Source organism: Staphylococcus sp. FSL W8-0774, from assembly GCF_038006785.1.
Classification (GTDB): Bacteria; Bacillota; Bacilli; order Staphylococcales; family Staphylococcaceae; genus Staphylococcus; species Staphylococcus pasteuri.
In genome coordinates this window covers 176,170-188,911 of sequence record NZ_JBBOVW010000001.1, presented here as the reverse complement: position 1 = coordinate 188,911, position 12,742 = coordinate 176,170, and the positions used below count along the sequence as shown (strand labels likewise).

The window sequence follows — 12,742 nt, the reverse complement described above, 5'->3', positions numbered from 1 at the left end:
TATTATTTTGAAATTCATGAATCGACAATCATTAAGTTGGTTGCCATACATAAGTATTGTTATTGCACTTCATATCATTGGGTTTAGCTTTTTGTGGTTTGCTGGTAAAGACCACCATATTTTATTTGGCATGGGAATATTGGCATATACATTAGGTTTGCGTCATGCATTTGATGCTGATCACATTGCAGCAATTGATAATACAGTTAGAAAGTTAATTCAACAGAAACGTGATTCAGTAGGTGTTGGATTTTACTTCTCAATTGGACATTCAACTGTTGTATTTTTAATGGCAGTTTTACTAGGTATTTCCGTAAAATGGGCTAAAAGCGAGCTACCACATTTCCAAGAGATTGGTGGCACAATTGGTACTTTAGTATCAGGATTTTTCCTAGTTTTAATTGGCGTATTAAACCTTATAATTCTAGTGTCTTTAGTTCAACTGTTTATGAAATTGCGAAAACAAAAAGGAGTTAATGACGAAGAAATCAATGATTTATTAGAATCTCGAGGATTTATTACAAGATTTGTTGGTCCTTATTTTAAAGTCATTAGTCGAAGTTGGCATGTATTACCATTAGGATTTTTATTTGGTTTAGGCTTTGATACTGCTAGTGAGATTGCATTACTTGCTCTATCATCAGGTGCTTCTCAACAAGCTATTTCATTTATTGGTATTTTGTCATTACCGATTTTATTTGCAGCAGGAATGAGTTTATTAGACACATTAGACGGTGTCGTTATGAAATCAGCGTATAATTGGGCATTTTTCAATCCTATTCGTAAAATTTATTACAATATTACGATTACGACTATTTCAGTAATTGCTGCCTTAATCATTGGTTTAATCGAATTATTACAAATAATGGCTGACAAATTTAAATTATCTGGAGGCTTCTGGTCATTTATTGAATCTATACAATTTGATTATTTAGGCTATATTTTAGTCGCATTATTCTTAATCACATGGTTAATTTCTACATTGATTTGGAAATTTGGTAAAGTTGAACAACGTTGGTCTTAAATCTTTGCGATTCTATCAATAACAAAGTAAACTAAGTTCAATTAAAAAATAGAAACTTGGGGTATTTATTCATGAATCAAAAAGTAGCATTAATTACTGGCGCATCAACTGGATTAGGATTTGAAACATCTATTTTATTAGCTAAAAATGGTTATAAAGTATATGCAACAATGCGTAATCTTGAAAAGCAAGAGGATTTAATTAACAAAGCACAAGAATTAAACTTAGATATATATACTAAACATTTAGATGTCACTAATGTAGACAATATTAATCGAGTTGTGAATGATATTGTTGAAACTGAAGGTCGCATTGATATTCTTGTAAATAATGCAGGTGCAGGTTTTGTCAAAACAACAGAACTCGCTACTGATGAAGAAATTATGTGGCAAGTGAATTTAAATTTAATGGGTGTTATTCGTATGACTAAAGCAGTATTACCTACTATGAGAAGTCAAAGAGATGGTCGTATTATTAACATTTCTTCTGTAGGTGGTTTAGTTGGGCAACCGTTTAATGAAATATACTGTGCAACGAAGTTCGGTGTAGAAGGATACACTGAATCTATGGCGAGTTATGTTCAACCTAAATTTAATATTAAGTTTACCGTTATTGAACCTGGTGGCATTCAATCAGAGTTCACGAATAATGTGATGTCACAACTTCAGTCTACGGGTGGTCTTAAAGACGACGAATACAAACCAATTCTTGATAAATATTTAGGTGGTTTGAAGGAAAATTATGGAACAGGATCTTCTCAGACATCTGAAGAGGTTGCAGAAGTTATCCTTAAAACATTAGAAATGAATGAGCCACCAATTCGTACACGTACTTCTGAATGGTCAGAAACATTTACTCAATTAAAAACAAAAGCCGATCCAGATGGTAAAGAACAACAACAACGTGTTGTTAAATTACTTGGGAAATAAAAAATAGAGAGGCTAGGACATATATCCAAAATAATAGCACTAAGATAATTTATTTTAATCATCTTAGTGCTTTCTTTATATCCAATACTTCGTATTGTATGGCTTCGCATTCCTAGGGTACAGTTTCAGCCAGAAATGCTACACAGATAAATCTGTGAGAATTTCTAAGGTCTTCAACTAGTACTGTTCCCTCAGGAGTCTTGCCATAAATACTACGTATTTGTACATAATTTTATATTAAAATACTAAAAAATAATGAAAAGGATAATTTCTATATTACTTCAATAGAAATTATCTTTTTTCACTTGTCTAAGAACTTTATCTTTCGGTTACTCTTTTTCTTCGTCTTAATTAAAATAAGTTATATTTTGCCATGCTATCTACAGCTTCTAGTACTGCATCTTCTTGTGAACCAATCGGACGCCAACCAAGAATAGATTTAGCTTGTTCATTACTTATATTTCTATTCATATTTAATAGTAATTTACCCTCTTTGGCTTCTTTATTGAAATAAGCACCAATATTAATTGCAAAGTTAGGTAACGTTTTAGTTGATACCTTTTCTGAAAGTTCAGGACGTTTATTTTTCACTAATTTAGCTATTTCTGCTAAGGTAATTTGACCATCTGCAGAAGCAATAAATCGTTTACCATTAGCATCGTCTGATTTCATTGCTAGAACGTGTAAACGAGCTACGTCTCTGACATCAACTACATTTAAAGGTACATTTGGCACACGTTTCATTGATCCATTCATAATGTTTTTAATCATATCAAAGCTACCAGATACATGAGAATCCATAGATTTTCCTAACACAGCAACTGGATTAATCGTCGCAAATTCAATTTGGTTGTCTTTATTATTAACAAAATCCCAAGCTGCTTTTTCAGCTAATAGTTTTGATTTTTCATAAGCAGAAAGACCTGGTTCATCTTGATTTGTCCAATTTTTTTCAGTTGTAATAGTTGATTTATCTTTATTACTGAATCCTACTGCACCAAAGTTAGATGTCATAACTACTTTTTTAACATTTTCTTTTTCAGCTGCTCTTAAGATACGTTGAATACCTTCTATCGCTGGTCGAATGACTTCACTTTCATCTTCAGGAATTTCGAAAAATACTGGAGAAGCCACACTTAATACATATTTACATCCGCGCATTACTTCATTCCAATGTTCATCTTTAGAAAGATCTGCTTCAACAAATTCTAATTTATCAGTATTGATATGGTTATTTTGCAATGTTTTGATTACTTGTTGTTTTTTATCTAATTTACGTACAGTTGTACGTACTTCATAGCCGTCTTTTAATAATTCAGAAATGATACGCATACCTAAAAATCCAGTACCGCCTGTTACTAATACTTTATCATTCATAATTTAACCTCCTCAGGTTATCCAATTGAGATTTTATTATAACAGTTTAAAAATCTATCAACTAACTAATTATATGTTAAATACCTAAATATCAATATTTTTATTTTTTCTCATCATCTAAACTTATACTTCATACCAAAAAATGGTATCTTTAAGAAATAAAGGTGATGGAACTAATGTTTAAAAGGAGGTTAAGTATGTATGTTCTTAGCTTGGAATGAAATTAAAAGAAATAAACTCAAATTCAGCTTAATTATCGGAATTCTAGTACTCATAAGTTATTTATTATTTTTACTATCTGGCTTAGCTAACGGTTTAATTAAGATGAATACAGAAGGCATTGAAAAGTGGCATGCAAATGCCATTATTTTGAACAAAGATGCTAATCAAACTGTTGAACAATCAGTATTTGATCGTTCTAAAATAAGTAATGAATTTAATGAAGCAACACCTTTAAAACAACAAGGTGTTATTGTTTCAAATGATAATAAAGAAGAAAATGCTTTACTCTTTGGTGTCACTTCAGATTCATTTTTAATACCCAAATTAGTTGATGGTAATAAAGTTAATAAAACAAATGAGGTAATCATAGATCAAACGCTTAAAGATAAAGGTTTTAAAATTGGTGATACATTGTCATTATCCCAATCAGATGAAAAATTAAAAGTTGTTGGTGTCTCAGAAAGTGCGAAATATAATGCATCTCCTGTTATTTTTTCCAACAACAAAACTATAGAAAAGATTAATCCAGCTTTATCTAAAAATCAAACAAATGCCGTTGTAGTTAAAGATAAAAATTGGAAAAATCATAAGTTAGATAGTGAACTTGAAGGGGTTTCAATTGATCAATTTATTGAAAATCTACCGGGTTATAAAGCTCAAAATATGACACTTAATTTTATGATTTCTTTCTTATTTGTGATTTCAGCAACTGTGATTGGCGTCTTTTTATATGTTATGACGCTTCAAAAAACGCAGTTATTTGGCGTATTAAAAGCACAAGGGTTTACGAATGGATATTTGGCAAAGATGGTGCTTGCTCAAACATTTATATTATCACTCATTGGTACTGCAATTGGACTCGTACTCACACTATTAACGAGTACTATTTTACCAGATGCTGTTCCTATACAATTTAATATGGGTACGTTATTAATTTTTGGCTTAGTACTTATCATTATTTCATTATTAGGAAGTCTATTTTCAGTATTATCTATTAGAAAAATCGACCCACGAAAAGCAATTGGATAGAAAGGAGTGTGTGCTATGTTAGAGTTCAAAGGCGTTACAAAGTCCTTCAAAGATGGTAATCATATTATTGAAGCAGTTAAACCGACTGATTTGAAATTTAACCAAGGTGAATTAATCGCAATTGTTGGGCCATCTGGTTCTGGTAAGAGTACATTTTTAACTATGGCTGGCGCGTTACAAACACCAACATCTGGTGAGATATGGATTAACGATAACAATATTACTAAATTAAACCAAAAAACTTTGGCACGAATCAGAATTAAAGAAATTGGATTTATTTTACAATCGACTAATTTAGTACCTTTTTTAACAGTTAAACAACAATTTCAGTTATTAAAAAAATATAAAAGAGACACACTTAATAAAGAAGAATACCAAACATTGTTGGAACAATTGGGATTAGTTGAAATAGAAAATCAATTGCCGAGCGAAATATCAGGTGGACAAAAACAACGTGTTGCTATAGCTAAAGCGATATTTACAGACCCATCACTCATTTTAGCTGATGAGCCAACCGCTTCACTCGATACAGATAACGCTATGGCCGTCATGAAAATATTAGAAAACCAAACAAAACAACGAAACAAAACATGTATCATCGTTACACACGACGAACGTCTCACACAATTTTGCGATAAAGTTTATCATATGAAAGACGGCGTGTTAAAAGAGCAATGATTTAAAATCACATTTTTTATAACGTAATAGTTAGAGTTAGTTAATGATTTAATACTTTTTTTATTTTTGTAGTTACATTATCACCCATCATTAAAGAAGTTGTTCTCGTCTTTAAAGTGAGAACAACTTCTTTTTGTTTATTAATTTGTTTCGTAAAGAATTTTTGATTTTAATAAAAATAGTTGTAACAAAACTATTTATTTTATTTTTTATATAGGATATATTAATAGTATACATAAAATGAGGTGAATTAATGAATAATTATCAATTTGAAAGACAAACAAATCGAGTAGCCGAAATGGTATTGGGTATTATGGGAAGTATTTTTGGTATGCTTGGTGGACTATTTGCAATAATGGTTGGTAGTATTGGCAATGAATTTGAAGCATCTGATAGTGGTCAAGTTTATGGTTTAGGCGTAGCTGTCATACTCACTTGTATCATTACATTAATCTTAAGCTGTATCATCAATAAGAAAAGAGTATTAATGGGTGTTCTTTTAATTATTGGTGGAATTTTAAATTTTGTTTTCATCAGCTTCTTTGGTATCTTATCAGGTATTTTAATTTTAGTTGCTGGTATTTTAGCATTAATAAGAAAGTAATATTTTTAACCTTCATTCAGTATTGGATGAAGGTTATTTTTATTTAATGTCATTTGTCATCAATATCATTGAGGAGAAATTTTTATTTTTTGATATAACCGCCTCTCCACAACTCATTTTATAAATAAAATCAATAATTTTGTGATATTATTTTTATAATAAGTGATATAGTAAGGGGTGGTCATGTGAGAAGAGATGAATTGAAACCTTTTCGGAATAAATCAGTAGTTGTTACTGGTAGGCTTGAATATATTGGATATAAAAATAAATTAGATCGTGATTTACCATATAAACGAAATGTACGAATTTTACTCAAAGATGTTCAAATTAATGGCATTTCAATAGATCATTTATGGCTTTTCGAACGTCAAAAGTATTTTAAAATTGGTTTTTCACTTCTTTATAAAAGAGTAAAATTCAGAGCTATGGTTGTGCCTTATTTAAAACTTGGTAAACGATTTTATATAGAAGATTATGGCATTCAAAGAAAAAGTACGCTCATGACAGAAGAAGAATACAATGAAAATAAACCATTCAAAAGATAATCGATATTACATAAACAATGCGCATGCTATCATGGTACATAACGTACACTCTGATACATGCGCATGTTGTTATTACTTCACATTCAACCCACGATAACGGTTTAATGTCCCTATAAGTTCTTGTTTACGAGGTAATGCTAAATTACCTGGATGGCCTTGATGATGTGATATTGTTTCTAGTCCCTTATGTTCAATAAGTTGATATACATCATCAACGATATCATTGATTGTCTTGTCGTTACCTAACTCGTGTTGTTGGATATAATCGATCATCATCGCGAGTGTGTTAGTCTGACTATCATCTACTAATTGTTCTAAGCCATTAATATCAATCGTTTCTTTTCCATACATGACTGCATGTTGTCCTTTAGCTTTAAGTCGACTATCTTTTCCCTTTTTATTAAAACTATTTTTAAGAGGGATACGAGACGGAATTTCACCAAATGTCTTATGAGAAGTATCTTCACGTTCATATCCTGCTGTTTGTGCAATTTCTTTAGCTTCTTTAGTCACATCTTTTAGCACATATTCATCCATCATTAATACTTGATCAGCGACTTCAAAGTAATCACCAGAACCACCTACGATTAAAATAGTCGAAACATCATAATCATCATACAGAGGTTTCACTCGATTTGAAAATGGGGTAATCGGTTCTTTCTCAGGTGCAATTAACTTCTGCATACGGCCATCGCGAATCATAAAATTCGTTGCCGATGTATCTTCATCAATTAATAATACTTTAGTACGTGCTTCTAATGCTTCCATCACATTGGTCGCCTGTGACGTACTACCACTTGCATTATCAGTTGAGAATTGACTTGTATCTTTTTTACCTGGTAAGTGATCAATAAATGGTTGAATATTCACTTTTTCTACACTTCTACCGTCTTCTGCACGTATTTTCATCGCACTATTATTTGTAATTACATACTCACGACCATCGCCATTGATATGATCATAAACACCTCGTTCGAGTGCTTGTAATAAGGTAGACTTACCATGGTAGCCACCACCAACGATTAATGTAATACCTTTTGGAATTCCCATACCTACAACAGGCTTACCATATGGTACTTCCATTGTTATTTCACATGATTTTGGGCTTGAAAACTCAATTGCTTGAGGCATCGGCCAATCAGATACGCCACTTTTCCTAGGTAATATGGAACCATTAGCGACAAATGCGATTAAGTTTTGTTGATCTAGTTGTTCTCTAATATACGTTTGATTCAGTTTCAATTCAATTTGACGTTTTAAAGCTTGTTGATCCATATGTTGGTATTTGAGCGCTTGATTAACTACTTGTGGTAACACTTGAGTTATTGTTGATGCTGCAGCTTTCCCTAAAATTTTGCGACCTGCAGCAGGAAGACCCACCTCTAGACGTACCTCTATGACATCATCATTAATAACTACAGATGTGCGTTGAAGCATCTCTTGACCACAACGATCGATAAAGATTTTATGTTGTCCTTTTGCTTTTGATAATATGCTTTTTAATTTTCGAGCTACATTTCTTGTTAAAAAGTCAGCAACTGCAATACGTTTATCTTTTGTATCTAAAAAGTCAGCGGGTATGCCAACTACTTTTCTATCTATAATTAGTCTCATTTTTGAGGGCGATGCAAAAGGATCTACTTGGACATGGTCGATGGCTAATCGAAAGTCATCAAATTGATACATCCCTTTTGTACGTTTATAAGCACCATATTTTTGTCCATCTAATTGTGTTAACATCTTTTTTAATTCTTGTGCTTGTTTCATTAATTATTCTCCTTAAGAACATGACATCCATCTGTAAACATTACCCGTTAAGCATTTTCAATTAAACGTTCAATCACCATACAAAAAGCCATTTTTAGCATAATATTAAATAGTGGAATATACAAAAATAGCACCCAACACCTTTGTTTATAGTAAAGGAATCGGACGCTATTCGAGTGGTTTGTTTAATTTTTCGTTGGTTGATATTCAATAGAATCTGTAAAATATATATTATTTTTCTTACCTTCTTCAAAAGTATATTCTATTGACTGATCTCCTATAGAATCTCCGCTTAATTCCCCTGTACCTTTCATTGTAAATTTAGGTGCTTTTTTTGTTGGTACTTTATATATTTCTCTAATTTTTTTCACATTAAAATCGCTATTTGATAGTTGGTACTTTGCTGAATAACTAGGAACCTCTGGATTATATTCAATATTACCATTTTTATATTTCTTTAAATCTTTAAAGTTTGCATATTGAGCGAAAAATTTAAAATGTTCAATTTTGTTTTTCAATTTTTTATCTTGGATTTCCTTATTAATAATAATTTTATTATTTTTTAATTTAATTGGGACTTTAATCTCCTTCTGTTTAAGTCTCCCATTTTTATCATCATAAACTTTTTCAATATTGTATGATCCTTGGGTTTCTTTAGTATTTCTATTCATGTAAATAACCATGCCTTCTGATACTAATTCACCACCATCCTTTTCAACATTCATTGTTGATTGTATTATCCACTCACCTTTATCATCTTTATCAAACTCTTCATCTCGATATCCTTCTTTGTCATATAGGTCTTCTAAATTTTTGATTGGATACATCTTTAATGTTTTTGCAAAACTATCTTTGATTTCATTTTCTTTTTTGAGTTTCCATGAATAATAAATCCCAACTATAATGAGTACAATTGCTAAAGGTATGATAATAACTAACAACCATTTTTTCGATATATTCATATCTTCACCTATCTTATCTTTGTATTAGTAATATCATTATGAAAATAAATGACCAAATCGACATCAGTAATGGTCTTATAGATATGAGTCTCCATCGTCCTTTTATTATTCTTAAAATAATATCTATAATTATGTAAATAACAAATATTGCGATAAAAATAAAGAGTATGATAATGTTGTCAAATGCAAAATCTTCTTTATATTGTGATGAAGCTTTAATAGACATCGTTATCATAAAGATAAATGACATCACTAATGATATTATTCCTTTATATTTAGCTATTTCTAAATTAATTTTCATACTTTCAATTTTGTCATATTTCTGTTGTGTAATCATTTTATCTGAGGACTTAGTTAACTCTTGAATTTTAATTTTTAAGGGTCTAGACCATAATCCCCTTACTCCCATAATTCCATACAACAACACACCTATATTTAATATAAGCATCAAGTTTTCAAACTGGTTTGCACTTTCTTCTTTTATAAGAATCACAGGAATTAAATATAAAATAAGAGCTATAATATAGGTCATTGTTGGCAATACTTTAAGTCCGCCTGAATGCATTACAGATGTAAAATGCACTAAATAAAACAAGCCAAATACAATGATAACAAGTAAAATATCCATCGAGTTTAATCTTCCTCCATTTGATAAAATATCAGCCAATAGATTTAATTAGAATTATTAACTGCAGTATATACTCTTCCATATAATAAATAGTATTGAGAAACTAAAAAGTTACAAGTAAAAATCAAGATAATAGATACAATAAATACAAAATGAGAATCAGCAATATTAGGAACTATTATATATTCAATGATTTTTTGAACGTATATTAATGATGCAATAACCTTAGTGTTAGAATGACTATAACCTTATCTACTTTTAACCAATTTGGATAAAAGCTCATCAAAATTAGACTTAGAATATGGAGTGTACTGCATACAAATAAAGTAATGAACCCAACATACCAATACTTATCTAAATAATAATGATGTTCAGCTGCTACAAAAAAATATAAATTATAAACTGTTATATAAGTAAAATAGCAAGTTAAAATATTAACTATTAAATATCTTCTTGCTTGTTTTGTAGGATTAGTTATTTTACTTTCGAACATTTGTAATAATCCTAATATATTGATTACAAGCCCAATTGCTGTCGTAATCAATAAATATTTAGGGGTATTTTCAAATGTAAGATCATAATGATATTGAATAGCTGACGCTAATATAAACAATATTGATAACACGTTCATTACTTGTATAGATGGCTTTCTCAACTGTTTTAATGATTCTTCCAATTTTAATTTAACTCCATTTCAACTATATTTGGCATTATTAATAAGCCTGAGCCATTAATTATCGTGTTTATCTCTTTTTTTATCTTTACTTATTTTATTAACATCGGTTAACACTCTTCCATATAATAAATAGTATTGACTCACTAGTAAATTACTAACAAAAATCATAAACATACTTAATATGATTAAAAAATGTGATTCTGCAACATTAGGAATCATTATGTATTCTATAATCTTTTGAACATAAAAAGTACATGCTATTATTTTTAATATTATAATCCACATTGTTTTATCGCCTTTGAACCAATGAGGAGTATTGCCCATTAACAAAAGACTACATATATGTGCACAACTGCATATAAAAAGAAAAACAAAACCAACAATCCAAAATCTAGTTAAATCATATTTATTTTCTTCAGCCATAAAAAAATAAAGATTATAAAATGATAAGTACGTAAAATAACTAGTCAAAATCCCTACTATTAAATATCTTTTTGCTTTCTTTAAAGGATTAGCAGTATTTTTTTCAAATAACTGTAAAAGCCCTAATAGTATGACTATTATTTCAATTAAAGTCGTAATAATTAAGTATATTGGGGTAGTTTCCATAGTCAAACTATAAAAATATTGTGTTGTTGATAATAAAATCATTAATAATGAAATAAAATTCATTACCTGAATAGTAGGTTTACGTAATTGTTTTAGACTTTCTTCCATCTTACCTTCTCCTCTAAAGAATAAATTCTTTTATTTGCCACTTACTTATTTAAATTTGAAATATACTATTTCAACTCTTTTCAAATCAATTATTTAATAATTGTAATTCTCATTAATTTTATTATATTTATAAAAATTGAGAGTAAACAATATTTAGTTGTTTAGTCTCAAAATTCAAAGAAAATAATATAATTTTGTCTCAATATTTTACAAATTCAAGTTTATTGATTTAATCTGCTTCTTTGTATTTTAAAAACTATCCCAGTTCCTATAGAGAACAAGATAATAGCAAATATGAATAGTGTTAAACCAAAAATACCAAAGTTTTGTCCATACAATTGAACCCCAATATTTTTAAACACATCGTTCATTACAAAATAAAATAGAATAGTCATAAATATAAATACGACATATGTTCCAATAATTGATAAATATATTGTTGGTTTAGATATAGATTCAAGTGCTTTTGTGTTTTTATGAGGTGTATAAACAAATAACCACATAAGATTTAATGCTAACATTCCAAAACTACCAACACACAAAATAAATCCATAGACACTAGTTAAACTCAATATGCCTGCAATTGTTAAAAGTACCCACCATGCATATTTCATACTAATACACTTCTTTATTTGATTTTTTATAGCTTAATATTGAAATTCCACTTATTAACCAAGCAATAAAAGTTAATAAATTAGCACTGATAATTGCTCCAATAATATGTAAAACCCCGCTCACTTTATTGTTCACAAATATCTTTTTCATAGCAATAATACCTAATAAATCCGAAACTGAAGAAATAACAAAGAAAATAGCAAATATAGTAACAAATGTTGCTTGAGCAGTTTCTGGACTTTGAACAGTCTGTTCACCATTCACTGTTGTAGTTAATTCCGGATGCATCACACCTGTTGCTGAAAGTATTAAAAACAATAAAAATAATAAAGTTAAAAAGCTTTGTATTATTACCCCAATTAAAGATGTCACTTTGATTAATTTTTCCATTTTTCTACTCCTTTAAATTTATTTTACTTTGATATTTTTATAGTCAGGCTTATGATCTTTAACATATGTTTTTGCATCGAAGTGCTCTTTATAATATATTTTGTCATCTTTAAATACATAAGGTACAAAAAACAGATTACCACTATTTTTGAATGCTTTATAGCCTATTATAATAAGTTTTCCATCATCATATACATAGGAATTCACTTTATCTTTATCAAATTCTGGTATAAATTCATCATCCTTTTTAACCATTTCTTTATGAGTTTCTTGCTGAATTTCCATAATTTTATTTATTTTACTTTGATATTTGTTTTCCTCTTGATTATCACTACAACCACTATTCAATATACTTATCAATATAACTAAAACACCTAAAATAATTTTTTTCATTATCTTCTCCTTAAAAATCATATTTTTAAATTAATTGTACTAGGCAAATTGAAATTATATTTACAAAAAACAATAGAAAACTCGCTATTATATGTACTGAAATGAAAAACTTTAGATATTTATGTTTAATATATTTTAATGAAAAAGATAATATAAAACTGCCCAAGACAACAATTGCTGATGCAA

At 29.4% G+C, this 12,742-nt stretch carries 14 protein-coding genes and 1 pseudogene; 6 read left to right on the top strand and 9 right to left on the bottom strand.

The features are described 5' to 3' along the window. Positions 1–16: 16 nt before the first annotated feature. Together NSQ15_RS00815 and NSQ15_RS00810 are read left to right on the top strand one after the other, a co-directional pair. On the top strand, positions 17–1,024 hold the full coding sequence (locus NSQ15_RS00815; protein WP_037536337.1) for a HoxN/HupN/NixA family nickel/cobalt transporter: 1,008 nt from the start codon (positions 17–19) through the stop codon (positions 1,022–1,024). Between the two features lie 71 nt (positions 1,025–1,095). Further along, a complete protein-coding gene (locus NSQ15_RS00810) occupies positions 1,096–1,953 on the top strand; it encodes an SDR family oxidoreductase (RefSeq protein WP_029056222.1) in 858 nt (285 codons plus the stop codon). Between the two features lie 351 nt (positions 1,954–2,304). On the opposite strand, the gene NSQ15_RS00805 is transcribed toward NSQ15_RS00810, so the two are convergent. Then, positions 2,305–3,330, bottom strand: a complete 1,026-nt coding sequence (locus tag NSQ15_RS00805) for an SDR family oxidoreductase (protein WP_070452879.1) — start codon at positions 3,328–3,330, stop codon at positions 2,305–2,307. Positions 3,331–3,531: 201 nt separating this feature from the next. On the opposite strand from NSQ15_RS00805, the gene NSQ15_RS00800 reads away from it, so the two are divergent. From NSQ15_RS00800 to NSQ15_RS00785, 4 genes are all read left to right on the top strand, one after another. Further along, complete coding sequence (locus NSQ15_RS00800; RefSeq protein WP_340746870.1) at positions 3,532–4,581, top strand: ABC transporter permease; 1,050 nt, start codon at positions 3,532–3,534, stop codon at positions 4,579–4,581. Positions 4,582–4,596: 15 nt separating this feature from the next. Beyond that, complete coding sequence (locus tag NSQ15_RS00795; protein WP_340746869.1) at positions 4,597–5,259, top strand: ABC transporter ATP-binding protein; 663 nt, start codon at positions 4,597–4,599, stop codon at positions 5,257–5,259. Positions 5,260–5,512: 253 nt separating this feature from the next. Continuing rightward, positions 5,513–5,863: a DUF4064 domain-containing protein gene (locus tag NSQ15_RS00790; RefSeq protein WP_046467206.1), complete on the top strand. Its 351-nt coding sequence runs from the start codon at positions 5,513–5,515 to the stop codon at positions 5,861–5,863. A 185-nt stretch (positions 5,864–6,048) separates the two neighbouring features. Continuing rightward, positions 6,049–6,408, top strand: coding sequence for a hypothetical protein (locus tag NSQ15_RS00785; RefSeq protein ID WP_070452870.1), 360 nt, complete (start codon positions 6,049–6,051; stop codon positions 6,406–6,408). Between the two features lie 72 nt (positions 6,409–6,480). On the opposite strand, the gene NSQ15_RS00780 is transcribed toward NSQ15_RS00785, so the two are convergent. From NSQ15_RS00780 to NSQ15_RS00745, 8 genes and pseudogenes are all read right to left on the bottom strand, one after another. Beyond that, positions 6,481–8,175, bottom strand: a complete 1,695-nt coding sequence (locus NSQ15_RS00780; protein WP_124760314.1) for an ABC-ATPase domain-containing protein — start codon at positions 8,173–8,175, stop codon at positions 6,481–6,483. A 185-nt stretch (positions 8,176–8,360) separates the two neighbouring features. Continuing rightward, positions 8,361–9,137: a tandem-type lipoprotein gene (locus NSQ15_RS00775; RefSeq protein ID WP_070452864.1), complete on the bottom strand. Its 777-nt coding sequence runs from the start codon at positions 9,135–9,137 to the stop codon at positions 8,361–8,363. Between the two features lie 13 nt (positions 9,138–9,150). Continuing rightward, positions 9,151–9,765, bottom strand: coding sequence for a DUF5080 family protein (locus tag NSQ15_RS00770; RefSeq protein WP_070452861.1), 615 nt, complete (start codon positions 9,763–9,765; stop codon positions 9,151–9,153). 44 nt (positions 9,766–9,809) lie between these two features. Beyond that, positions 9,810–10,441, bottom strand: a pseudogene (locus NSQ15_RS00765) (DUF5079 family protein). A 54-nt stretch (positions 10,442–10,495) separates the two neighbouring features. Further along, complete coding sequence (locus tag NSQ15_RS00760; protein ID WP_046467212.1) at positions 10,496–11,158, bottom strand: DUF5079 family protein; 663 nt, start codon at positions 11,156–11,158, stop codon at positions 10,496–10,498. A gap of 221 nt (positions 11,159–11,379) precedes the next feature. Next, positions 11,380–11,772, bottom strand: coding sequence for a DUF5084 family protein (locus NSQ15_RS00755; protein WP_046467213.1), 393 nt, complete (start codon positions 11,770–11,772; stop codon positions 11,380–11,382). 1 nt (position 11,773) lies between these two features. Then, positions 11,774–12,163, bottom strand: a complete 390-nt coding sequence (locus NSQ15_RS00750; RefSeq protein WP_046467214.1) for a DUF4064 domain-containing protein — start codon at positions 12,161–12,163, stop codon at positions 11,774–11,776. A gap of 18 nt (positions 12,164–12,181) precedes the next feature. Then, a complete protein-coding gene (locus NSQ15_RS00745) occupies positions 12,182–12,556 on the bottom strand; it encodes a cystatin-like fold lipoprotein (RefSeq protein ID WP_070452858.1) in 375 nt (124 codons plus the stop codon). Positions 12,557–12,742 lie beyond the last annotated feature (186 nt).

Bases quoted from the DNA above. Each gene is read 5' to 3' on its own strand.
- NSQ15_RS00810 (WP_029056222.1), top strand. From the start codon at position 1,096: ATGAATCAAAAAGTAGCATTAATTACTGGCGCATCAACTGGATTAGGA.
- NSQ15_RS00790 (WP_046467206.1), top strand. From the start codon at position 5,513: ATGAATAATTATCAATTTGAAAGACAAACAAATCGAGTAGCCGAAATG.
- NSQ15_RS00770 (WP_070452861.1), bottom strand. From the start codon at position 9,765: ATGGATATTTTACTTGTTATCATTGTATTTGGCTTGTTTTATTTAGTG.
- NSQ15_RS00775 (WP_070452864.1), bottom strand. From the start codon at position 9,137: ATGAATATATCGAAAAAATGGTTGTTAGTTATTATCATACCTTTAGCA.
- NSQ15_RS00745 (WP_070452858.1), bottom strand. From the start codon at position 12,556: ATGAAAAAAATTATTTTAGGTGTTTTAGTTATATTGATAAGTATATTG.
- NSQ15_RS00760 (WP_046467212.1), bottom strand. From the start codon at position 11,158: ATGGAAGAAAGTCTAAAACAATTACGTAAACCTACTATTCAGGTAATG.
- NSQ15_RS00750 (WP_046467214.1), bottom strand. From the start codon at position 12,163: ATGGAAAAATTAATCAAAGTGACATCTTTAATTGGGGTAATAATACAA.
- NSQ15_RS00815 (WP_037536337.1), top strand. From the start codon at position 17: ATGAATCGACAATCATTAAGTTGGTTGCCATACATAAGTATTGTTATT.
- NSQ15_RS00755 (WP_046467213.1), bottom strand. From the start codon at position 11,772: ATGAAATATGCATGGTGGGTACTTTTAACAATTGCAGGCATATTGAGT.
- NSQ15_RS00795 (WP_340746869.1), top strand. From the start codon at position 4,597: ATGTTAGAGTTCAAAGGCGTTACAAAGTCCTTCAAAGATGGTAATCAT.
- NSQ15_RS00805 (WP_070452879.1), bottom strand. From the start codon at position 3,330: ATGAATGATAAAGTATTAGTAACAGGCGGTACTGGATTTTTAGGTATG.
- NSQ15_RS00780 (WP_124760314.1), bottom strand. From the start codon at position 8,175: ATGAAACAAGCACAAGAATTAAAAAAGATGTTAACACAATTAGATGGA.
- NSQ15_RS00800 (WP_340746870.1), top strand. From the start codon at position 3,532: ATGTTCTTAGCTTGGAATGAAATTAAAAGAAATAAACTCAAATTCAGC.